The following is a 24,074-nucleotide window of genomic DNA, read 5'->3' as shown; positions in this document are numbered from 1 at the left end:
CTTAAAGCTATTGTATTCAAATTAAAAAATCCCCCATAGATAATGCTTAGACCCAAATTGATGTATAAAATATTATTTATCATTGGTTTATCTGTTTTAATAACTGTCTCACCTGCATATAGCAATGATAAAGATGGCTGGTATAATATACTTAAAGAAGGTGGAAATAATGTTGGAGAATTAACAACAGAGGCAATAAAAAATGCCATTAACAAAGCTTCTGAAGCGGGTGGTGGGACTATATATTTTCCAGCAGGAGAATATCTAACAGGTGCAATTGAATTAAAAAGCAATATCACTTTGCATTTGGATGCCGGAGCAGTTTTAAAATTTTCTACTGACTTTGACCACTATTTACCTTTTGTAAAATTGAGATGGGAAGGAACTGTAATGAACAGTTTCTCACCATTGATCTATGGCTATGAAGCGGAAAACATTGCTATAGTAGGTAGGGGGAAAATCGATGGACAAGGGGAGGCTTGGTGGAAAGAAATGTACAGGGTGAAATATCCAAAGGAAGAACTGCCCCTCAATAGGTATCAGAAAATGTGGGACGAGCAGAATCCGGATTTAGAAACTGCAGACTATTATCAGGGAACAATGAAGATCAAGTTTTTCAGGCCACCATTGATTCAGCCTTTTAAATGCAAGAACATACGGATAGAGGGCATTACCATTGTCAATTCTCCTTTCTGGACAATCAATCCGGCTTTTAGTGAGAACATAACCATAACGGGAGTGACGATCCTTAACCCGCCATCACCAAATACCGATGGGATTAACCCTACTTCCTGCAAAAATGTACGTATTTCGGATTGCCACATCAGTGTCGGAGATGATTGCATTACCATTAAATCAGGTCGGGACATGGATGGAAGAAAATATGCGACCCCTACCGAAAATGTAACCATTACCAACTGTACCATGCTTAGCGGTCACGGGGGAGTAGTAATAGGAAGTGAGGTCTCAGGAGATATAAAAAAGGTGACGATTACAAACTGTGTTTTTGATGGAACAAAGAGGGGGATAAGGTTAAAATCTGCTCGGGGAAGAGGAGGTACTGTAGAAGAAATCAGGGTAAGCAATGTGGTGATGAAAAACATCGGAGACCAGGCCATTGTATTGGATCTTTTTTATGATCCAAACACCGAAGAAGAACCGGTAACCGAGCGGACGCCAACTTTCAGAAACATCCATATTTCCAATGTAACAGGATCAAATGTAAATGTGGCCGGGCATGTCAAAGGAATCACTGAAATGCCAATTGATAACCTGACCTTCACTAATATCAATATGGAAGCTAAAAAAGGTTTTTCTGTACATACGGCTACCAATGTTGAATTTCACAATGTGGAAATATCTACAGAAGAAGGTCCTTCTTTCAAAATTGAAGAATCTGAAAACATCATACTCAATAATGTAAAATCGAGAAAACCATTGGAAAATAGTCCTGTGGTAGAACTCGTGAATGTTTCCAATATTCTTATCCATAATAATTTTCCCATGGTGGAAACCCCCAACTTCCTGAAGGTAGGAGGGGCAAATTCTTCAAAGATTATCATTAAAAATAATTATTTCCAAAACTCAAAAAATCCGATTATTAAAGGAAATGATTTGCGAAAAGATGCAATACAGAAATAACAAACATAGACATACAATGAAGGTGAGATGGATAAATTTAGCCATAATTTTTTCGTTTTTTCTTTGTTCATGCGATACCGGCGAACAGGCAGATCATGTAAGTGAGGCCCCAGTCGAGGATAACGATGAGGTCTATATATTTACTTCCTTCAGGGAACCGGCTACTGAAGGTTTATATTTAGCCTACAGCGAAGATGGCTATACTTGGGAGGATTTATCCGGCCCCTATTTAAAACCTGGAGTCGGGGAGAGTAATATCATGCGTGATCCATCTGTAGTTAAAGGACCGGATGGTACCTTTCATATGGTGTGGACCACCGACTGGAGAGGTGCAGATGGCTTTGGTTATGCCAGTACAAAAGATTTTATTGAATGGAGTGAGCAGCAGTTTATTCCCGTAATGGACCATGAACCAGAGGTGGTAAATGTTTGGGCGCCTGAATTATATTATGATGAGGACGGTGACAGATTCATCATCATTTGGGCATCTACTATTCCTCACAGATTTGAAAAAGGCGAAGAGGCAGAGGATAATAATCACCGGATGTATTATGTGACCACAAGGGATTTTAAGGAATTTTCCGATACTAAGCTTTTTATAGATCCCGGTTTTAGTATCATTGATGCAGTTATAGTCAAAAGAGACAAAGAGGATTATGTTTTGGTTTTGAAAGATAATACCCGGCCTGAAAGAAACCTCAAGGTGGCTTTTGGAGATTCTCCTTTAGGGCCGTATGAGGATATTTCAGAACCCTTTACTGGGCACCTCACTGAGGGGCCTACCGTAATCGAACAGAATGGAAAATATTTGATATTCTTCGACAGTTATGGAGGAGAGAAGTATGACGCGGTGAAGACTACTGATTTTAAAACCTTTATAGAAATAGGTGATGAAATCCAATTTCCGGAGGGTCATAAACACGGAACCATAAGTACAATTGACAGAGAGATATTGAATCGTCTAAAACAGCGGGCAGAAATACTAGCTAAATAATGAATAATTTAAAATTTATATTAATAAGTGTATTAGGACTCTACTTTCTAACGGGAGAAAAATCAATTGCTCAGGATACTGTACATTATTCAGGAAAAACACTTTCCAATATCGATTATCACCATGGGCAACTTCGCCCTGCCATAGGAGTGCATGCTATCCAGACGATGAGAGCCAATAGAGAAAATCCGGCAAAAGGAGACGGATTTGGATGGACTTATAACCATGCTTCCATGTTGGCTTATTGGAATGATACCTTTTTTATGAATTACCTTAGCGATTCGGTGGGAGAGCATATACCTCCCAGCCAGACCCTATTGCAGGTTTCCAAGGACGGTTATGAATGGTCAGCACCTACTGTTTTATTTCCCCGATACAGGGTGCCGGATGGTACTACTAAAGAAGGACATGAAGGGGTAGCAGAAGATTTGTACGCTATCATGCACCAGAGAATGGGTTTTTATATCTCTTCAAATGATAAATTGTTAGCCTTGGCCTATTATGGAATTGCTTTGGACGAAAGTGACAGCCCCAATGACGGAGAAGGTATCGGAAGAGTGGTAAGAGAAATCAATAAAGACGGAAGTTTTGGGCCAATCTATTTTATACGTTATAACGACGGTTGGAATGATAAAAATACTGATTATCCATTTTATAAGAAGAGCAAAAACAAAGCATTTGCAAAAGCCTGTGATGAATTATTGAGTAAACCCCTGATGATGCAGCAATGGGTGGAAGAAGCGGATAGAGACGATCCTTTGATTCCCTTGCAGAAACAGTTCAAAGCATTTAGCTATTACCATTTGCCAGATAATAGAGTAGTGGGCCTCTGGAAACATGCTTTGACATCCATTAGTAAGGATGGAGGCAAAAGTTGGGAGTATGATCCTGTGAGAGCCCCCGGATTTGTGAATGGGAATGCAAAAATTTGGGGTCAAAAGACTGCGGATGGCAAATTTGCCACAGTATATAATCCTTCAGAATTCAGATGGCCATTGGCAATATCTACAAGTGACGACGGCTTAGAGTATACGGATCTTTTATTGGTTCACGGAGAGATAAGCACAATGCGATATGGAGGGCATTTTAAATCATACGGCCCTCAGTATGTCCGGGGAATTTTGGAAGGTAACGGGACCCCTCCGGACGGAAAATTATATGTGACCTATAGTTTGAACAAAGAGGATATATGGGTCACCTCTATTCCTACTCCTGTAACTTCCAAGACTGAAGGACATATAAATGAAACCTTTAGTGATTTACCTGAGGGCGAAGAGTTAAAATTTTGGAATATTTACAGCCTTCAGTGGGGGCCGGTAGAAATAGAGAAGGATAATGAAGGTAAGCGATGGTTAAGTTTAAAGGATAGTGATCCTTTCGATTATTCCAGGGCAGAAAGGGTAATACCTGAAAGTGAAAAGCTGAAGGCGGAATTCACTATAAAGCCAGATCAAAATGATCATGGTATGCTCCAAATAGAATTTCAGGATGGGCAAGGTCAGCCTGCAGTACGTTTGATTTTTGATGAAGATGGGTTGTTAAAATATAAAGCAGGGTACCGTATGGGGACTTTATCATCCTATGAAGCTGGGCAAGAATACCATATTGAACTCGACTTAGATGTAAATACTCGTTCTTACGGTATAAAAGTAAATGGTCAAAGTAAAGGAACCAAAATCTTTTATGCTCCGGTACATTCATTGGAAAGGATTATGTTTCGAACAGGAGAGCAGAGGTACTATCCTACACCTGAATCCCCTGGATTTCAGGATTATGATGTTGAGAATGCAGGTGATCAGGATCCGGAAGCTAACTTTTTTATCAAATCTTTAATCACCAAATAGCTTTTCCTTTCACACACTGTTTTATTATAGTTCAACTATGTCAGATATATTTCTCTTTATAAAATATTGGAGTCAAAGGTTTAATTTCTCTATGGTTTATCTTATCATACTTCTTGGTATGATAAGTTGTGCCAATATTGGAATTCAGGTGGAAAGGTTGACGGTAGAGTTGACAGTAAATCCAGTTGGTTTACAAAAAGCCACTCCCCGGTTGGGTTGGCAACTGGCCTCTGATAGGCAAGGAGTAGTACAGACAGCCTACCAAGTGGTAGTAAGTAAAGACCAAAATAAAGTAGCAAATGGAGAGGGGAATATTTGGGATAGTGGAAAGGTAAAAACCAATGCCAGTCAACTAGTGCCCTATGAAGGTTTAGTTTTAGAAGGAGGAGAAAGATATTACTGGGCTGTGAAAATTTGGGATGAGGAAGATAACGCATCTTCATGGTCCAATATGGGGTATTGGGAAATGGCTCCTGATGAAGATTTTTTGGATGCTTCCTGGATAGGAGCCATCAGCCGCCAAGATGCCCAACTGCCTGAAGGGGACAGGAATTTCCATGCTCCTTTGATGAAAAAAGCCGAAAACAAAGAAATCTGGAACCGCGTGGATCCTTTGGCAAAAAGGAGCATCATGCTCAGAAAGCCATTTGAACTAAAAAAAGAAATTGAAAAAGCCACTGTTTACGTCAGTGGTCTTGGACATTATGAGCTTACTATAAATGGCAAAAGGATAGGAGACAGTGAATTTGCCCCTTTATGGTCAGACTATGAAAAAACTGTTTATTATAATACCTATGAAATAAATGATTTTCTACAGAAAGGGGAAAATGTATTGGGCGTGACCTTGGGTAATGGGATGTACAATGTTTCCGGAGACAGGTATATCAAATTCTTGGTGAGCTTTGGTCCCCCTACGCTTTTTATGAAGGTGAAACTTACCTATCGTGATGGAAGCCAAGAAACAATCGAGTCAGATCAAAGCTGGAAATTTATAGAAAGCCCGATTACGTTTAACTGTATTTTTGGAGGTGAAGATTATGATGGTAATCTCGAACAAGCTGGTTGGGATCAGCCTAACTTTTCTGATGAATGCTGGAAACCTGTGGTGGTTCAGGAAGCTCCAAAGGGAAAACTTAGACCCCAGATCACCACACCTGTCAAAATTCAGCAGCAGTTTGAAATTAAGAATGTAATCCAGCCAGCTGACGGGATTTATGTTATGGATATGGGTCAAAACTTGGCAGGTTTTCCTTCTATTAAGGTCCAAGGAAAAAAAGGCCAAGTCATAAAGCTTATAGTCGGAGAGCAGATCAAAGGTGACAGTACAGTAGGGCAGGGCAGAACTGGCGGGCCCCATTATTATGAGTATACGCTCAAAGGGGAAGGTACAGAAGAATGGCAGCCTAAATTCAGTTATTATGGCTATCAATACATCCAGGTGGAGAATACCAATATTCCAGGATATGGGGATAGAGCCGATTGGCCGACGATTCTAGATATTAAGTCAAATTTTATATATAATGATCTAGATGTAATCGGAGGCTTTGAAAGTTCCAATGATATATTTAGCCAAACACATATACTGATTAATAATGCCATAAAAAGCAATATGCAGGCGGTATTTACGGACTGTCCTCATAGAGAGAAATTGGGTTGGCTGGAAGAGACACACTTAAATGGTCCGGGATTGTTCTATAATTATGACCTGACCCACTTTGTTCCCAAGATCATGCAGGACATGGCAGACGCACAATGGGACAATGGTTTGGTACCCAATATCGCTCCTGAATACGTAGTCTTTGGAGGGGGTTTTACAGACTCACCCGAATGGGGGGTAGCAGCTATAGTCATGCCATGGATGTATTATGAATACTATGGCGATGATGCCCTTATTCATGAGCATTATGAAGTGATGAAAAGGTATGCTGATTACCTTACCTCGACAGCCGAAGGACATATAGTCACACATGGATTGGGAGACTGGTATGATTACGGCGAGCATGCCGCCGGATATTCCAAAAATAGCCCCATAGCCTTGTCAGCTACAGCCCATTACTTTTTCGGAGTGGATCTACTAGCGAAATCTGCAGAAATGGTCGGTAACCAAAAGGACTATGAACATTACAGTTCTCTTGCAAAAGAGATAAAAGATGCTTTCAATAAAGAGTTCTTTGATCCTGAAACGCTTCAATATGGGACTAACAGTCAATTTTCCAATGCCATACCTATATTCTTGGACATGGTAGATGAAAAATACAAAGAGGAGGTTTTGGCAAACCTGGTAAAAGACATTCAACAAAGGGAAAACAGATTGACTACAGGCGACGTGGGCAATAGGTATCTATTCCAGACATTGGCAAGAAATGATCTTAATGAGGTGATGTATGATATGCATAACCATTACGATACTCCGGGATATGGCTTTCAGATTAAATTTGGTCTTACCACTTTGACCGAACAGTGGGACCCACGAAAAGGGAATTCCTGGAATCACTTTATGATGGGGCAGATCGAGGAATGGTTTTATAGAACCTTGGCAGGAATAGTTCCGGATAAAGAAAACCCTGGCCTCCAGCACTTTTTTCTAAAGCCCGAGGTGGTGGGGGATATGACCCATGCCAAAGCACATACCCGTTCGCTTTATGGGCAGATTGCTTCATCATGGGAGAAGAAGGACGGCCAGCTTCACTTAAACTTCAGCATTCCAGCCAATAGCCATGCTACGGTAGTGATTCCGGTAGAAAATGCTTCGAACATTAAAATAAATTCCCAAAATCTATCAGAGGCGGACTTCGTGGAGATGAGGAATGATGAGTCCGGTTGGCCTTCGTTTATATTGAAGAGTGGAAATTACGCAGTGATTTGTGACTTGTAAAGGTTCCTGATTCACTAGCAAAATCAAAAAAAACCAAAATGAGAACAAGTAAAAAATTTCAAGGCGTAGTAGTTCCCATGATCACTCCATTATTAGAAAATGGAAAAGTTGACGAGCAGGCTGTTGAAAAAATAATGAGACTTTTTGCAGATAACGATATCTCTCCATTGGTATTAGGCACCACAGGTGAGGGAGCTTCTTTTTCAAAAAGGGATAGCTTGGATTTGGTAAGTATGGTAATGTCCGCCAAAGCTGCTACACAGCAGATATATGTAGGTTTAACCGGTAATCAGGTAGGGGAACAGATAGAATTGGCTAACGGGTACTTAGACCTTGGTGTGGATGCGGTAGTGGCTACTTTGCCTTCCTATTATATTTTGACCCCTTTTCAAATGCAAAGCTATTTTAAAAATCTTGCTGATAAAGTGTCAGGGCCGGTGATGATTTACAACATTAAGAGCACCACCCAAATGTCAATTCCACTGGACATTATAGAAGAGCTAAGCCAGCACCCAAATATTTTCGGCCTAAAGGATTCAGAAAGAGATGAAGAGAGGCTGGCCCAATCAATCACCCTGTTCAAAGACAGAAAAGATTTCTCTTTTTTCTGTGGATGGGGAGCAGAATCAGCCCATAGTCTGGAACTGGGAGCTGACGGAATTGTACCCAGTACAGGTAATCTTGTATCTGAGATGTATAAAAATCTTTTTCAGGCTGCTATTTCTGGGGATTTAGAAACTTCCAAAAAATATCAGGATCTGACTGACCAGGTAGCAGTATTATATCAAAAAGACAGGACTTTAGGTCAATCTCTGGCTACCTTAAAATTATTAATGCAGGAAAAAGGACTATGTAAACCTTTTATGAAGGCACCTTTGAGCATGCTGGATGATGAAATGACACAGCAGGCTTTACAGAACTGGCAGGCATTTCAGAATTCCCAAGAATAGATGGCCAGTCCGGGTTTACATATTGTTGATTACATTATTATCATTGTATCTGTTTTGGCTACCATTTACATGGGAGTTTATTTTGCCAATAGGCAAAAGAGCAGTGAAAATTATTTTGCCGGAAGTGGAAGTATTCCATCATGGGCTATAGGCATGTCCATCTTTGCTACGCTGATCAGCAGTGTTACCTTTTTGGCATATCCCAGTGCAGCTATATTGGGTAACTGGATTCTTTTAGTACAAGGGCTGATGGTCCCTTTGATTTTGGTTATGATTATCTGGGTTATAGTTCCTTTATTTAGAAAGGTTATCCGACTGAGTACCTATGAGTATTTTGAAAAAAGGTTTGGCGTTTTTCCAAGGATGTACAGTTCAGTGGCATTTATTCTAACCCATTTTTCCAAAATGGGGACAGTACTTTACCTGGTCAGTTTGGCTCTAGCCAGTATGTTAGATGTTGATATTTTTCTGGTGATAGGAGTATTGGGCTTTGTGATCATTGTGTTGACATTATTGGGAGGAATCGAAGCAGTAATCTGGATGGATGTTATTCAGGGTTTTCTTTTGATAGGAGGAGGAATATTCTGCCTTTCTGTTTTATTGTTAAAGCCAGCTGGAGGACCTGGTGAAGTTATGGAAATGGCGATCGACATGGATAAGATTGGCCTGGGACCATATGACCTTGATCTTACCCAACTCACCTTTTGGGTCATGGCTTTGAACGGGATCTTTTATGCCATCCAAAAATATGCTACTGATCAGACCATAGTCCAAAGATACCTAACTGCCAAAAACGATAAGGAAGCCAAATCTGCAGCCTATATTGGGGTGTTTATGAGTGTACCTGTATGGGCATTGTTTATGCTGATCGGGACATTGCTCTATGTGTTTTACGAAACAGGATTTGAGCTGCCTGATGGTACCAGCGCGGATGCGGTTTTTCCCTATTTCATCATGACCCAATTGCCCGTGGGGGTGACGGGACTGGTGGTGGCAGCCATTGCTGCAGCGGCTATTTCTTCTCTGGATTCGGATATGAATTGTCTTGCTGCAGTTGGAGTAGAGGATTTTTATAAGCGTTTTAGACCAAATAGTACTTCTAAACAACAGCTCTTCGTCGGAAGATTACTTGTCTTCTTTTCAGGTCTGGGGGCAGTATTTGTTGCTGTACTCTATGTGTTGTGGGAAGGAGAAGGGGTACTGGGGGCGGTCTTTGAGCTTTATGCTATTTTCTCTGCAGGGATTGTGGGCATATTCTTATTGGGTCTATTTAGTCGAAGGGCCAATCTGGAAGGGTTGACTATAGGTATCGTAGCTTGTGTTATATTTACTGCTTATGCCTTTCTGACTTCCACTCCGCTAAGTTTGGGTGGAGATAAAAAGCTGCTGATCGACTATGGGGAATATAATTTTCCGCATCATAAATATATGTTGGGTGTCTATAGCCACTTGATCGTCCTGATAGTGGGTATGGTGGCAAGTTTGTTTTTTGATAGACCAAAAGCCGATGACAGCCTCACCATTTACGGATATTTTAAAGAGAAAAACCAAGAAGAAAAACTAAAGCAAATTTCATGAAAGCCATTACCTTATATCAGCCTGAGAAGTTAGTTTTTGGAGTACACGCACTGCAGCAGTTTAAGACTGACTATATTGATTCTGATAAAATACGTGTATACATACTGACCATTTCTCCTTTGTTGGATATTTTAGATCCCATTGTAGAGGAATTGAAGCAAAGTGGTAAAGAGGTTGCGGTGGAGATATATGAAGCAGGTGAACCTTCATTCGATATGTATTTCTCTTATCTGGATAAGGTCAGGGATTTTGGTGCTGACAGTATTGTGGGCATCGGAGGAGGGAGCGTACTGGATTTAGCCAAACTGCTGGCAGCCATGAAAGATAATACCCAATCTTTAGATGAAGTTATAGGTCTTCACAACCTGCTGGAAAGAAAAACTCATTTGACCTGTTTGCCCTCCACATCTGGAACGGGGAGCGAAGTTTCTCCCAACGCCATTTTTTTGGATGAAAAAACGCTGGAGAAAAAAGGAGTTATCAGTAGGTATCTGGTGCCGAATGCTGCCTATGTAGATCCATTGCTGACACTTGGGCTGCCTGCCAAGATTACAGCAGAAACCGGGGTAGACGCTTTATCGCATTGTATCGAAGCTTATACGAATAAATTCAGCCATCCACTTATCGACAGTTATGCCCTTAAAGGAATAGAATTGATAGGGCAAAACCTGCTAAAAGCCTACCAAAATGGACAAGACCAGGAGGTAAGATCTGCTGTAGCATTAGGTAGTATGTATGGAGGCTTATGTCTAGGCCCTATCAATACTGCCGCAGTCCATGCATTATCATACCCCCTAGGAGGAAAATATCATGTGCCGCATGGCTTGGCCAATGCTGTACTTTTGCCGGAAGTGATGGATTACAATATGGAAGCTGATATAGAAAAACATGCACAAATTGCCATTGCTTTAGGTGTAAAAAAATATGATTCACTGGAAGAAACAGCAAAAATGGGTGTGGAAAAGATAAAAGAACTAGTCAGGGAATGTGCGATCCCAAATAACTTGACAGAATTAGGAGTACAGCGGGAGGACGTGGATGAATTGGCTGGTTTAGCGATGAAAATCACCAGACTATTGAAAAACAATCCTAGGGATCTGGTATTTGAGGATGCCGTAAATATTTATAATAAACTATTTTAATACAGATATGAAACTACCTATCATAGCCATAACAATGGGTGATCCAGCTGGGATCGGTCCAGAAATAATACTTAAGAGTTTTGCCGATGCTGGCCTTTATGAGAAATGCCGCCCCTTAGTGGTAGGTGATGCCGGTACCATAGCTTTAATGGAAGAAAAACTTCAGAAAAACATAAGCATCAACCCTATTTCAGCTGTTAAAGATGCTAAGTTTCAAAACGGAACTATGGATGTTTTTGACCTGAAGAATGTAAATCTGGATGAGCTTGAGTATGGGAAGGTATCTATCATGGCAGGAAACGCGGCATTTGAGGCAGTGAAGAAAGCCATCGAGCTGGCACTGGCCGAAGAAGTAGATGCCACGGTGACAGCACCGATCAATAAGGAATCTATTAATATGGCGGGTCACCATTATTCCGGCCATACCGAGATCTATGCTGAATTCACCGGAACTGATAAGTTCGCGATGTTGCTGGTAGAAAAAAATTTAAGAGTCATTCATGCAACTACCCACGTAGCTCTGCGGGAAGCCTGTGACTTGATCAAAAAAAATCGGGTAAAGGATGTGATCAAACTGTTGCATAATGCCTGTATTCAGTTTGGGATTGAAAAACCTAAAATAGGTGTGGCCGGACTGAATCCACATGCCGGTGATGGAGGACTTTTTGGAACTGAAGATGACGAGGAAATTTTACCTGCCGTGAAAGAGTCAGTAGCTGAAGGATATTATGTAGAAGGTCCCATTCCGCCGGATACCATGTTTGCCAAAGCGGTACAGGGATATTATGACGGTTGTGTGGCCATGTATCATGATCAGGGCCATATTCCATTCAAGATGATCGGTTTCAAATGGAACAATGAAACCAATACCATGGAAAGCGTGAAGGGAGTAAATATTACGCTGGGACTACCGATTATACGAACATCCGTGGACCACGGCACCGCCTTTGAAATTGCAGGGAAAGGTATAGCTTCTGAAGATGCATTGAACTTGGCAGTGGAATATGCCATTCCTATGGCCCTTAATAGGAAAAAATGATAGCAGTAATTGCTGATGATATTACAGGGGCTGCAGAAATAGCAGGTGTATGCCTAAGGTTGGGCATACCTGTTTCTTTTTCTTTATCCCCTCATACTATTGATAAAGGTATTTTGGTCATCGCTACTGATACTCGATCCAAAGACAGGGATAGTGCTGTACATATTAATTTAAAACTAGCTAGGGACCTCCGAAATCTAGGGTTTTCTGAAGTCTTTAAAAAAACTGATTCTGTTTTGAGAGGTCATGTGGCGGCTGAACTTGAAGCTATAGCGAATAGCTTCTCAAAAAAAAAGATATTATTACTGCCCATAAATCCTCACACTGGAAGACATATCAGAAACGGGGAATACTTTGTTGAAGGTATTCCTTTGCATTTATCAGGATTCAAAGATGATCCTGAATTCCCTGCTATGTCATCTGATGTAAAGGATTTAGTGAAATTGAAAGGTCATCCTATATTTTGTGGCCAGAATATTAAAGATCAGCTGAATGAGGGCTACAATATCCCCGATGCGGAGTCTTTTTCAGATATGGAGCATTGGGTTACTAAAATAGATGGAAGTGTGTTGCCAGCAGGAAGTGCAGCTTTCTTTGAAGTTTTTATCAAAAGGCAATATCCAAATGTAAATTCCTCCCATGAACATAGTCCTGGTCTATTAGCTCCGGCATTGTTGATTGCCGGAAGCTTTCATGCCAATAGCAATAAATTTGTAGAAGAGGCATGCGCTAACGGGATCGTGAAAGTAGAAATGCCTGAAGAACTCAAAAGGGAAAATATAGCAGAAAAGGACTTGTTAATGTGGGCTTCGGAGATCAGGTCAAAGCTAGAAAAAGAAGGAAAGGTGATCCTAACGCTGGGTCCGAAAATGATTGATTTTCCCAACAGTGCGGCGGTATTAAAAAAGAGAGTGGCTATAGTAGTTAAAAAAATTCTGGAGAAGACAAAGGTCCAAGAACTTTTTATATCGGGGGGTGCCACCGCTTATGCAATCATCCAAGAAGCCAATTTGGAAAATTTTTTACCTGTCCAGGAATTCAGAGCAGGAGTGGTCAGGATGAGTACCAATAATAGAAGCTTATATTTGACTTTTAAACCTGGAAGTTACACTTGGCCCGATGAAATCAAAAGCTATTGGACCACTCAACAGAATGTACATGGATCAGATTGATGTCAAGCCTTTCTTAAAAGTATCCATTACAGTTAAACTTGTAAAGTTTATCATCATTCTATTATTGCTTCCAAGACCCTCAGTATTAGCCCAGGATTCGGACAATGCTTATAGAAAACTTATTTCTGAAACTATTACCAATATTGAGCAAATCTATAAAATAAAAGTGCTAGATGAAAAAGGTTTGATAGAGGGGAAGGAACTTGATTATGCGGATTGGCGCATAGGATATGACAGTCCCGAAAAATCACTTGCCCAGATATTAGCCCCGTTTGATTTGACATTTTATAAAGAGTCAGATAAAGTATATGCTATCAGAAAACTGGACTATCCCCGTAAGTCTGTTGAAGAAGGAGAGCAGCACCTAAATTACCTTTCTGCATTGTATCATAATTTGGATGATTGGAAAAAGAGAAAGGGTGATCTGAAAAGCTGTATGTTGGATCAACTTGAATTGGATTCAATACTCGGTTTTGAGCCAAAGGCTCCACTCTTGACCTCTTATCGTGAATATGATGGGTATAAAGTTCAGAATTTTGCTTTGGAAGTATTGCCGGGTCTTTTCACTACCGGCTCTATCTATCGGCCTTTAAAAGTGAAAGAAAAACTTCCCATAATCTTATCCCCCAACGGACATTTTGGAAAGGGAAGGTATGGGAATGATCAGCAGTCCCGTAATGCCATGTTGGCAAAAATGGGAGCTGTAGTAGCCAGCTATGATTTGTTTGCCTGGGGAGAGTCCTTGCTTCAGTTTGATGCAGAAGACCACCGCAAGAGTATAGCTCATACCATTCAGACATTAAATGGTATTAAAATTCTGGATTATTTGGTTTCATTATCTGATACTGATCCTGAGCGCATAGGTATCACAGGAGGATCAGGGGGTGGATCACAGACCATTCTTTTAACAGCTTTGGATGAAAGGATAAAAGTATCAGCACCCGTAGTGATGGTATCTTCCCATTTTGCCGGAGGCTGTCCCTGTGAGAGCGGAAAGGGAATCCATTTATGTGGCACCGGAACCAATAATGCAGAAATATCTGCTATGGCAGCCCCTCGGCCACAGCTTGTAATTTCCGATGGGAAAGATTGGACCCACACGTTTCCAGAACTTGAAAAGCCTTTTATTCAAAATATATATGCCTTTTATGGAAAAGAAGCTGCTCTGGAGCATGAGCATTTTGAAGAAGAAGGCCATGATTACGGCCTATCCAAAAGATTGGGTATGTATTCTTTTATGGCCAGCCATTTAGGTCTGGAGATGGGACCAGTGAAAGGTAATAACGGAGAGCTCAAGGAATCAGGGCTGGTAATAGAAGACGAAAGTCTTATGAAGGTATTTGGACCCAATGGAGAAAACCTGCCTTCACATGCCATCAAAGGTTTGGATGCACTCAACATGATGCTTGCCGCTTTTAAAACAGAAAAAAACTAAAATATGAATAAGATTACGATAACTACCTTCCTCCTATTTTTCATAACTGCATCAATGCTATTTGCGCAAGATTTTGACAAGCATCTTCGCCTATGGTATGATCGGCCTGCCGCCATTTGGAATGAAGCCCTTCCATTGGGAAATGGTAGGTTAGGGGCTATGGTATTTGGCTCTCCAGCTATGGAGAGGCTTCAATTAAATGAAGAAACACTTTGGGCAGGTTCGCCTAACAATAATGCCCATGATGCCAAAGATGCGGTAGAAAAAGTCAGGGAGTTGATTTTTGAAGGTAAATATCTGGAAGCCCAAACAATGGCCACGGAAAAAATCATGTCCAAAACCAATCACGGCATGCCTTATCAGACATTTGGCGATGTGTTTATCTCCTTTCCAGGTCATAGTAATTATGAGAAATACTACAGAGAGCTAGACATAGAAAATGCAACTGCTTCAGTCAGCTATGCTGTAGATGGAGTGACCTATAAAAGGGAAATGCTTTCCTCTTTTGAGGATCAGGTTATAGTGGTCAGATTGACCACTGATCAGCCTGGTATGCTTACTTGTAACATTCAGATGAACAGTCCGCATGATGTAGCAGATCCCTATACGGAAGAAGATCAGATAATTTTGCTGGGAGAATCAGGTTCCCATGAAGGCCAGCGCGGAAGGGTTAAATTTGCTGGCAGGGTAAAGACTAAAACCACTGGTGGGCGATCTGAGGCTAAAGACGGGATTATAAATGTAAAAGATGCAGACGAGGTATTAGTATACATATCGATCGCCACAAACTTTAAGAACTATAGGGAGCTGACAGAAAATGAAATAGAAAAAAGCAATGATTTTCTTAATCAGGCATTAGATAAAGATTTTTCCGATATAAAAAATGCCCATGTAGAATATTACCAACAGTTTATGAATAGGGTTTCTCTAGATCTGGGGTCTAATGAGGCTGTTACCTTACCTACTGAACAAAGGGTAAGAAATTTCGCAGGTTCTTTTGACCCTCATCTGGCAGCCCTTTACTTTCAGTTTGGCAGATATCTTTTGATATCCAGTTCTCAACCTGGGGGGCAGCCTGCTAATCTTCAGGGGATATGGAATGACAGGCTTTACCCGCCATGGGACAGTAAATATACTGTGAATATTAATGCTGAGATGAACTATTGGCCGGCTGAGGTTACCAATCTTTCGGAAATGCATGAGCCTTTTCTTCATTTAGTAAGGGAAGTGAGTGAATCCGGAAAAGAAACTGCAGACTTAATGTATGGTGCTAAGGGTTGGGTATTGCATCACAATACTGACATCTGGAGAATTACCGGTCCGGTAGATAAAGCCCCATCAGGAATGTGGCCGTCTGCCGGAGCATGGCTTTGTCAGCATCTATGGGAAAGGTATCTTTATACAGGCGATGAGGAGTTTTTAAGAGAAGCATTTCCCGTGATGAAAAGTGCAGCAGAGTTTTTTCTTTCTTTCATGATCGAAGAGCCAGAGAACCAATGGCTAGTGGTATCTCCTTCAAATTCTCCCGAAAACACCCATGCGGGTAGTGACGGTAAAGCCACTACAGCAGCTGGTGTGACTATTGATAACCAATTGGTATTTGACCTTTTTTCAAATTTGATACGCGCCACTGATATATTGGGTGAGGATAAGGGATTTGCAGAAGAGCTGGCCGCTACTCGTGAAAGGTTGGTACCGATGCAGGTGGGAAGACACGGTCAGCTGCAGGAGTGGATGCATGATTGGGATGATCCAAAAGATCAGCATCGCCATGTTTCCCATCTTTATGGAGTAGCTCCCAGTAACCAGATATCGCCTTTTAGGACTCCCGAGCTTTTCGATGCAGCAAGGACTTCTTTAATTTTCAGGGGAGATCCTTCTACAGGCTGGTCTATGGGATGGAAGGTAAATCTTTGGGCCAGATTCCTTGACGGAGATCATGCCTATAAGTTGCTGACGGATCAGTTGACACTGGTGACGCCAGATAAAAGAGGTGGGGGGACATATCCGAATTTATTAGATGCACACCCACCTTTCCAAATAGATGGAAACTTTGGCTGTACCGCCGGAATAGCTGAAATGCTGATGCAAAGTCATGATGGTGCTGTACATATCCTTCCTGCCTTACCTTCAGTATGGAAAGAGGGCTCCATAAAAGGTCTGGTTGCCAGAGGTGCTTTTGAAATTGTAGAGCTGACTTGGAAAAATAATGAAATAGAAAAACTTGTGATCAAATCAAAAATTGGAGGCAACTTAAGATTGAGATCAGAGAATAGACTGAGAGCCGAAAGAAGCATACAGATGAACAGGGCAAGAGGAGAAAACCCGAATCATCTTTTCCCGATAAATAAAGTGAAAGACCCGATTATCTCTCCTGAAGCGAATTTACATAAACTGGAGCTTCCACGATTTCATGAATTTGATGTGGCTACAGAAGCTGGTAGGACTTACACTTTCACAAAAAGATAAATACTGGTTTTTAGAAGGATTAACAATTAACAGGAATATTCTATCGGAAATATGGGTTGGTATTTAGAGACCAGCACAGCAGAATCCGTTAGATCATTATTTGACATAAATAAATGCGCTATGCAGTATATTAAATACGGAGTTATCGGTGCCATTGCATGTTTGGGGGTTTCATCCAGCAGTTGTGATGTAAATGTCCAAACTGAAAAAGAGCAAGTAGCTGAAGAAAAATGGTCAGTTAGACTTGCAGAATCAGATATAGAAAGATTCACTCCATTAATGTCTGAAGACCCCCGATGGGGCTATCACCAAGGTCTAATAGGAAAGTCCATGTTGGATATGTGGGAATATACTGGAGACGAAAAGTATTATGATTTTGTCAGGACTTTTGGTGAAAACGTCATTCAGGAGGACGGTACCATCAATACCTACGATCAAAAATCCTATAATATTGACAATATCAATGCAGGTAAATTATTGATCCCCTTGTACCGAAAAACAGAAGATGAAAGGTTTAGAAAGGCCTTGGATACACTTCTTCATCAAATGGAAAACCATCCGCGCACATCGGAGGGCGGATATTGGCATAAGCTAAGATACCCCCATCAGAAATGGCTGGACGGTATCTATATGGCTTCTCCCTTCTTAGCCCAATATGGCAAAGAATTCAATGAACCGGCTTATTATGACGATGTGGTAAACCAGATCACCTTGATGGCCAAACACGCCTATGATCCTGATAAAAACCTTTTTTATCACGGCTGGGATGAAAGCAGGGAGCAGGACTGGGCTGATGATGAAACAGGATTATCTTCCAATTTCTGGAGCAGAAGTATAGGTTGGTATGGGATGGCCATAGTAGATGTTCTTGATTATCTGCCATCAGATCATCCAGATAGGGAAGAATTGATCCAGATAGCCAAAAAACTTGCTCCTGGGATCAGAAGATTCCAGGATGAGGATACAGGTGTGTGGTATCAGGTTACCGATAAGGGTGACCATGAGGGTAACTACCTTGAATCTTCCGGGACAGCGATGTTCATTTATTTCTTATATAAAGGGGTAAGAAAGGGATATTTAGACAAGGAATATCTAACCACTGCCCGTAAAGGATATGAAGGAATGGTTAAGCAGTTTTTTAAAGTGGAAGAAGATGGATCGGTTACGGTAACCGATGGCTGCGTGGTAGCCGGCCTCGGAGGAAGTGGCAATCGAGATGGAAGTTATGAATACTATATTTCAGAACCGATAAAAGACAATGATCCCAAAGCTACTGCTCCAGCCATTATGGCCAGCATAGAGCATGAAAGATCTCTGAATTAATTAAGTTAATATTGATTATGAATAAACATAACGTGCCCTTAATGCTGCTCTTATTGCTGGTGACGGCCAGTTGCCAGATGGATAACGGCAGTACCGAAATCGGGCCTGCGGTGCTAAAAAAGGTAGATTTCAAGCATCATGTGGACTATTTCAACAATATGGAAGATGAAAATAAAGTCCAGGCCATTTCCAACGAACAATCATGGGAATGGATGGAAAATAACATCCCTTTGTTTGAAAGCCCGCAGAAAAATTTTGAAGAAATATATTATTACCGCTGGTGGACTTTAAGAAAACACATAAAGGATACCCCTAAGGGCTATGTAATGACCGAATTTCTGGTCGATAGACCTTATGCCGATGAGTTCAATATGATCAGTAGTGCGTTGGGCCATCATATTTACGAATCCAGATGGCTGCATGACAGGAAATATATCAACCAAAATGTACAGGTATGGTTTAGGGGCAATGATGGAAAGCCTATGAAAAAATTGAGGACTTTCAGCAGTTGGACAGCCGATGCCCTATACAATAAATATTTAGTGGACAATGATGAAGCCTTTCTATTGGACCTGTATCCGGATCTGGTACGGGAATTTAAAGATTGGGAAAATGACCGCCGACTTGCTAGTGGTTTATTCTGGCAATTTGATGTACAGGATGCTATGGAAGAATCTATAAGCGGGGGCAGACGTGAAAAGAACAAAAGGCCTTCTATCAACAGCTATATGTACGGAAATGCTAAGGCGCTCTCCAAAATGGCTGCTTTAAAGGGTGATGTAGAAAACCAAAAGTACTTTATGGCAAAAGCCGATACGCTAAAACAATTGATCCATGATAACCTTTGGAATGCCGAACGCCTATTTTTTGAAACGGTTAAAGAAACCGGAGAATTTGCCGAGGCCAGAGAAGCGATAGGTTTTACGCCATGGTATTTCAATTTGCCCAAAGATACCAATCCTTATCATGCCGCTTGGGACCAGGTGACAGATAGTGAAGGTTTTTTGGCTCCTTTTGGTCTTACTACTGCCGAGTGCAGGCATCCTGACTTTCGTACACATGGGTGCTGTAGCTGTGAATGGGATGGGGCCATATGGCCATATGCAACTTCACAGACCATGACGGGTTTAGCCAATGTGCTCAACGATTATAATCAAAATATGGTCACAAAAGCCGATTATTTTAAGCTGATGAATCTTTATGTGGAGTCTCAATACTATAGGGGGAGACCTTATATAGGGGAATACCTGGATGAAGAAACCGGTTTTTGGCTTAAAGGAGATCAGGAAAGAAGCCGGTATTATAACCATTCGACTTTCAACGACTTAGTGATCACCGGATTGGTCGGTTTACGACCAAGTGATGATAATAGCATAACCATCAATCCCCTATTGCCCGAGGGGCAATGGGATTATTTTTGCCTCGATAATGTCTCTTATAAGGGCAATATCCTGACCATAATATGGGATAAGAACGGGGAAAAATATGACAAAGGCCAAGGCTTAAGCATTTTGGTCAATGGAGAGCCGGTAGCCAATTCCAGCACTTTGGGAAAGTTGACCGCCGAGCTCTAATAGGAAAAGTAATCTAAAGCTTAATAACACCATATGAGCGCTGCTCATCTATAATCAGAACCCAATCCAATATGACCATATCCAAATCATTTATTTTTATACTGTTTGTTTTGGGTTATTTTGCTTCGGTAAATTTCCCCTTCGAACAAGGGACTGAAGGGGAAGCGGTGGATTTAAGCAATTTAAAGGTGGAAATGCTTACCAATCCTGAAGGCATAGATGTGCTTCGTCCTCGGTTAAGTTGGCAGCTGCAGGGTGATGCAGCAGGAATAAAGCAGACGGCTTATCAAGTCTTGGTAGCTTCAAGCCTTGAGATTTTGGCCCAAAACGAAGGAGACCTATGGAATTCCGGTAAGGTCGAAGAAGAGACATCCATTCATGTTAAATATGATGGAAAACCATTACAAAACCGCATGGAGGCTTATTGGAAAGTCAGGGTTTGGACTTCAAGCGGTGAGAGCAACTGGAGCGAACCCTCCCATTGGAGTATGGGCATCATGTATTACAATGATTGGAAATCTACCCGATGGATTGGAATGGACCGGGCTTTTGACTGGGATGAGGTAAGTACTTTTTCAAGATTATCTGCAAGGTATTTCAGAAAAGAATTTAATGCCAATAAAGAGATCAAACAGGCCAAAGTCCATTTAATGGGATTAGGTCTTTATGAACTTTATATCAATGGAGAAAAGATAGGCGATCAGGTTTTGGCCCCTGTTCCAACAGATTATAATCACAATGTAAAAATAAATGTCTTTGATGTAAGTGATCAGCTCCGGCAAGGAGAGAATGCTATAGGTGTAATTCTGGGTAATGGCCGGTTTTTCACGATGCGGCAAGATTACAAGCCTTATAAAATTAAAACTTTTGGTTTTCCAAAAATGGCGCTTCAACTGCATATAGAATACCTCGATGGCTCCAAAGTAGTAATTAGAACGGATGAATCCTGGGATTTTACAGCTGATGGTCCGATCCGTACCAACAACGAATATGATGGGGAGGAATATGATGCCCGAAAGGAAATGCCGGGATGGAATCTACCTGGGTTTGATACCGATGGCTGGCTAAAAGCATCTTATGTACAAGAGCCTGAAGGGACATTTGAAGCCCAGATGACGCCCAATATGAAAATCATGGGCGAATTAAAACCTATCGGCATATCCAAACTGGAACAGGATCGGTATATCCTGGATATGGGGCAAAACATGGTGGGCTGGTTACACATGAAAGTAAGGGGAAATCAGGGGCAAAAAGTAACATTACGTTTTGCAGAATCCTTGAAAGAGGATGGTGAGCTTTTTGTCCGAAACCTGCGCGATGCCAAAGTTACCGATATATATACTTTAAAGGGAGGCGAAGAGGAAGACTGGGAGCCTAAATTCGTCTATCATGGTTTTAGGTATGTAGAAATCACGGGGTATCCGGGTACACCTTCAGTAACGGATTTTACTGGTAAAATGGTCTATGATGACATCAAAACTGTTGGAAGTTTTGAGACTTCTGACCCTACCATCAATCAAATTTACCAAAACTCCTGGTGGGGCATTGCAGGAAACTATAAAGGGATGCCAGTGGATTGTCCCCAGCGGAACGAGCGCCAACCATGGCTGGGCGATAGGTCTACCGGTGCGCTGGGTGAAAATTTTATGTTTGATAATGCACGTCTTTATACCAAATGGATAGATGATATCCGTTATTCGCAGCGAGCAGATGGAAGTATTCCTGATGTAGCGCCGGCTTTTTGGAGATATTATAGTGATAATATGACCTGGCCCGGCACGATGCTAATGATCGTGGATATGCTCTATCAGCAGACTGGCGATGTCCAGGTGATTGAGGACAATTACCAGGCCATGAAAAAATGGCTTGAATACATGAGGATCAATTACATGGATGAAAATTATATCCTTACTAAAGATAGCTATGGTGATTGGTGCGTACCCCCTCCGACGATAGAAGCGGCCACAGGACAAAATGCCGATGTAAAAAATCCAAGTAAATTAATCTCTACAGCTTATCATTATTATTTTATGGACCTGATGGCCGACTTTGCTTCAAGGATTGGCAGGGAGCCGGACATTCCGGAATACCGGGCACTGGGCACCCATATTAAAGCTGCGTTTAATGATACTTTTTACAATAAAATGGGCTACTATGGGGACAATAAGATGACCGATAACCTACTGGCCCTTGCATTTGGATTGGTCAATGAAAACCATAAACAAAAAGTTTTCAATAGCTTGGTAGAAACCATCGAGGTAGAAAATAAGGGCCATCTCAGTACCGGCGTAATAGGAACACAATGGTTGATGAGGACACTGACCCAAAATGGCCGTGCGGACCTTGCCTTCAGGATAGCTACCAACCGCACTTATCCCAGCTGGGGATATATGCTGGAAAACGGAGCCACTACCATATGGGAACTCTGGCATGGCAATGTGGCAAACCCCTCTATGAATTCACAAAACCATGTGATGCTGCTCGGTGATTTGATCGTATGGTATTATGAAAATTTGGCAGGAATCAAAGCCGACCCTGCTAACCCGGGTTTTAAAAACATCCTAATGGATCCGAGTTTTATAGATCAGCTGGATTTTGTTAAAGCTTCCCATGAATCCATATATGGCAAAATTTCTTCCCATTGGATTAAAAACGGAACTGAAATCCAATGGGATATAACGGTACCGGCAAATGCTACCGCTGAAGTTTTTATACCCGCTAAAGATGTCAAATCCATTTCTAATTATAAAAAGAGATTAGAAAAGTCAAATCAAATAGCGGATATTCAAAGCAGTAAGACCGGCAAAGTAAAACTCAAGTTAATGTCAGGGAAGTATTCCTTTTCTTTTCCTACCCTTTAGAGAAACGAAATAGATTGGCTCGATCTACCATCATGTCGGTATTAATTTTACAGCAAAGCGATTTATACCTAAAAGATGCCAAGATCGAGCATGAAGAATTCCTCGCCTACTAGGATGATTAGCTTACCTGCTAGATTCCATATGGCTTTCAAAAAATATTAAAATATGAAATATATAGTCTGTGAGACCCCTGGACAGTTTTTATTAAAAGAAAAAAACATGCCTGTTGCTAATGAAGGGCAGGTATTGTTAGACATAAAAAAAGTGGGTATTTGTGGCACTGATATACATGCTTATTTGGGTAATCAGGCCTACTTTACCTATCCCCGTATCCTTGGGCATGAGTTGGCAGCCACTATCGCAGAAGGGACTTTAAATGGTAAGTTTTCTATAGGGGAAAAGGTGATTCTAATTCCATATCTCCACTGCGGAAAATGTATAGCCTGTAGAAATGGACAGACGAATTGTTGCACCTCCATGCAAGTCATGGGGGTACATGTTGATGGCGGTATGCAAGAGAAAATCTCGGTGCCGGAATCCGCTCTAATAGCTACCCCTGAATTGTCTTTGGAGGAGATGGTCATTGTGGAACCTTTGGCAATTGCTAAACATGCCATAAGAAGAGCAAATGTGCAAAAAGATGAAACCGTTTTAGTGATGGGCTGTGGCCCAATCGGGCTGGCTATTATGGTAATGGCAAAAATCCAGGGAGCCAAAGTTTTGGCTTTGGATACCAATGCAAAAAGACTGGAATTTGCCAAGGAAAAAATTGGCGTGGCAGCAACAATATTAGCAGGACCAAATGCCAAAGAGTTGGTGTCTGATCAATCCGATAAGGAACTATGCCAGGTGGTATTTGATGCCACAGGAAGTAAAATAGCCTTGGAAAAAGGCCCTGATTATATGTCACACGGGGGGCGCTATGTACTGGTGGGCCTATCAAAAGGAGAATTGGTCTTCAGCCACCCTGCCATTCATGCGAAAGAATCGTCGATTCTATGCAGTAGAAATGCTACAAGAGAAGATTTTGATGAAGTAATTAAACTATTGGCTGCTAAAAAATTCCCTACAGATGCCTATATCACCCATCAGGCTAATTTTGGTGAAATGATTGGCAGTTTTGATAATTGGTTATTACCGGAAAACCAGGTGATCAAAGCAGTGGTATCTTTTTAAA

At 41.3% G+C, this 24,074-nt stretch carries 15 protein-coding genes; all 15 read left to right on the top strand.

The annotated features are described in order from the left end of the window. The first annotated feature begins 60 nt into the window (after positions 1–60). The 15 genes from EL17_RS10015 to EL17_RS09945 all read left to right on the top strand — a co-directional run bounded on the left by EL17_RS10015 (position 61) and on the right by EL17_RS09945 (position 24,073). The gene (locus EL17_RS10015; RefSeq protein ID WP_035073503.1) at positions 61–1,641 is read left to right on the top strand and encodes a glycoside hydrolase family 28 protein; all 1,581 of its coding nucleotides are present in this window, start codon (positions 61–63) and stop codon (positions 1,639–1,641) included. Further along, on the top strand, positions 1,625–2,635 hold the full coding sequence (locus EL17_RS10010; RefSeq protein ID WP_240485966.1) for a glycoside hydrolase family 43 protein: 1,011 nt from the start codon (positions 1,625–1,627) through the stop codon (positions 2,633–2,635). Before EL17_RS10015 ends, EL17_RS10010 begins: the two co-directional genes overlap by 17 nt. Further along, a complete protein-coding gene (locus EL17_RS10005) occupies positions 2,635–4,479 on the top strand; it encodes a sialidase family protein (protein ID WP_035073227.1) in 1,845 nt (614 codons plus the stop codon). Before EL17_RS10010 ends, EL17_RS10005 begins: the two co-directional genes overlap by 1 nt. A gap of 37 nt (positions 4,480–4,516) precedes the next feature. Then, positions 4,517–7,354, top strand: coding sequence for an alpha-L-rhamnosidase (locus tag EL17_RS10000; protein WP_164675033.1), 2,838 nt, complete (start codon positions 4,517–4,519; stop codon positions 7,352–7,354). Between the two features lie 38 nt (positions 7,355–7,392). Further along, positions 7,393–8,304, top strand: a complete 912-nt coding sequence (locus tag EL17_RS09995; protein ID WP_035073223.1) for a dihydrodipicolinate synthase family protein — start codon at positions 7,393–7,395, stop codon at positions 8,302–8,304. 54 nt (positions 8,305–8,358) lie between these two features. Next, the gene (locus EL17_RS09990) at positions 8,359–9,882 is read left to right on the top strand and encodes a sodium:solute symporter (RefSeq protein WP_240485965.1); all 1,524 of its coding nucleotides are present in this window, start codon (positions 8,359–8,361) and stop codon (positions 9,880–9,882) included. Next, the gene (locus EL17_RS09985) at positions 9,879–11,024 is read left to right on the top strand and encodes an iron-containing alcohol dehydrogenase (protein WP_035073218.1); all 1,146 of its coding nucleotides are present in this window, start codon (positions 9,879–9,881) and stop codon (positions 11,022–11,024) included. Before EL17_RS09990 ends, EL17_RS09985 begins: the two co-directional genes overlap by 4 nt. A 7-nt stretch (positions 11,025–11,031) precedes the next feature. Further along, positions 11,032–12,063 carry a 4-hydroxythreonine-4-phosphate dehydrogenase PdxA gene (gene pdxA / locus EL17_RS09980; protein ID WP_035073215.1) on the top strand — a complete coding sequence of 344 codons (1,032 nt, stop codon included), beginning with the start codon at positions 11,032–11,034 and terminating at the stop codon, positions 12,061–12,063. After that, complete coding sequence (locus EL17_RS09975) at positions 12,060–13,235, top strand: four-carbon acid sugar kinase family protein (protein WP_035073212.1); 1,176 nt, start codon at positions 12,060–12,062, stop codon at positions 13,233–13,235. The genes pdxA and EL17_RS09975 overlap by 4 nt, the downstream gene beginning before the upstream one ends. Then, entirely contained in the window at positions 13,222–14,670 is a 1,449-nt protein-coding gene (locus EL17_RS09970; protein WP_051719936.1) for an acetylxylan esterase, read from the top strand. Before EL17_RS09975 ends, EL17_RS09970 begins: the two co-directional genes overlap by 14 nt. A 3-nt stretch (positions 14,671–14,673) precedes the next feature. Further along, positions 14,674–17,139: a glycoside hydrolase family 95 protein gene (locus EL17_RS09965; RefSeq protein ID WP_035073209.1), complete on the top strand. Its 2,466-nt coding sequence runs from the start codon at positions 14,674–14,676 to the stop codon at positions 17,137–17,139. A gap of 120 nt (positions 17,140–17,259) precedes the next feature. Next, positions 17,260–18,462, top strand: coding sequence for a glycoside hydrolase family 88/105 protein (locus EL17_RS09960; protein ID WP_164675032.1), 1,203 nt, complete (start codon positions 17,260–17,262; stop codon positions 18,460–18,462). Between the two features lie 17 nt (positions 18,463–18,479). Continuing rightward, a complete protein-coding gene (locus EL17_RS09955) occupies positions 18,480–20,036 on the top strand; it encodes an MGH1-like glycoside hydrolase domain-containing protein (RefSeq protein WP_240485964.1) in 1,557 nt (518 codons plus the stop codon). 71 nt (positions 20,037–20,107) lie between these two features. Beyond that, positions 20,108–22,897 (top strand): alpha-L-rhamnosidase, encoded by a 2,790-nt coding sequence (locus tag EL17_RS09950; RefSeq protein WP_035073204.1) that lies wholly within the window; start codon positions 20,108–20,110, stop codon positions 22,895–22,897. 165 nt (positions 22,898–23,062) lie between these two features. Next, positions 23,063–24,073, top strand: a complete 1,011-nt coding sequence (locus EL17_RS09945) for a zinc-binding alcohol dehydrogenase family protein (RefSeq protein ID WP_035073201.1) — start codon at positions 23,063–23,065, stop codon at positions 24,071–24,073. The last annotated feature ends 1 nt before the right edge of the window (position 24,074 follow it).

This window comes from Anditalea andensis, assembly GCF_000714815.1.
In the GTDB taxonomy this organism is placed as follows: domain Bacteria; phylum Bacteroidota; class Bacteroidia; order Cytophagales; family Cyclobacteriaceae; genus Anditalea; species Anditalea andensis.
This window is presented reverse-complemented; position numbering and strand designations above follow the sequence as displayed.

Excerpts from the sequence above, each read along its gene's own strand:
- EL17_RS10015 (WP_035073503.1), top strand. The coding sequence starts at position 61 with ATGTATAAAATATTATTTATCATTGGTTTATCTGTTTTAATAACTGTC.
- EL17_RS10010 (WP_240485966.1), top strand. The coding sequence starts at position 1,625 with ATGCAATACAGAAATAACAAACATAGACATACAATGAAGGTGAGATGG.
- EL17_RS10005 (WP_035073227.1), top strand. The coding sequence starts at position 2,635 with ATGAATAATTTAAAATTTATATTAATAAGTGTATTAGGACTCTACTTT.
- EL17_RS10000 (WP_164675033.1), top strand. The coding sequence starts at position 4,517 with ATGTCAGATATATTTCTCTTTATAAAATATTGGAGTCAAAGGTTTAAT.
- EL17_RS09995 (WP_035073223.1), top strand. The coding sequence starts at position 7,393 with ATGAGAACAAGTAAAAAATTTCAAGGCGTAGTAGTTCCCATGATCACT.
- EL17_RS09985 (WP_035073218.1), top strand. The coding sequence starts at position 9,879 with ATGAAAGCCATTACCTTATATCAGCCTGAGAAGTTAGTTTTTGGAGTA.
- pdxA (WP_035073215.1), top strand. The coding sequence starts at position 11,032 with ATGAAACTACCTATCATAGCCATAACAATGGGTGATCCAGCTGGGATC.
- EL17_RS09975 (WP_035073212.1), top strand. The coding sequence starts at position 12,060 with ATGATAGCAGTAATTGCTGATGATATTACAGGGGCTGCAGAAATAGCA.
- EL17_RS09970 (WP_051719936.1), top strand. The coding sequence starts at position 13,222 with ATGGATCAGATTGATGTCAAGCCTTTCTTAAAAGTATCCATTACAGTT.
- EL17_RS09965 (WP_035073209.1), top strand. The coding sequence starts at position 14,674 with ATGAATAAGATTACGATAACTACCTTCCTCCTATTTTTCATAACTGCA.
- EL17_RS09960 (WP_164675032.1), top strand. The coding sequence starts at position 17,260 with ATGCAGTATATTAAATACGGAGTTATCGGTGCCATTGCATGTTTGGGG.
- EL17_RS09955 (WP_240485964.1), top strand. The coding sequence starts at position 18,480 with ATGAATAAACATAACGTGCCCTTAATGCTGCTCTTATTGCTGGTGACG.
- EL17_RS09950 (WP_035073204.1), top strand. The coding sequence starts at position 20,108 with ATGACCATATCCAAATCATTTATTTTTATACTGTTTGTTTTGGGTTAT.
- EL17_RS09945 (WP_035073201.1), top strand. The coding sequence starts at position 23,063 with ATGAAATATATAGTCTGTGAGACCCCTGGACAGTTTTTATTAAAAGAA.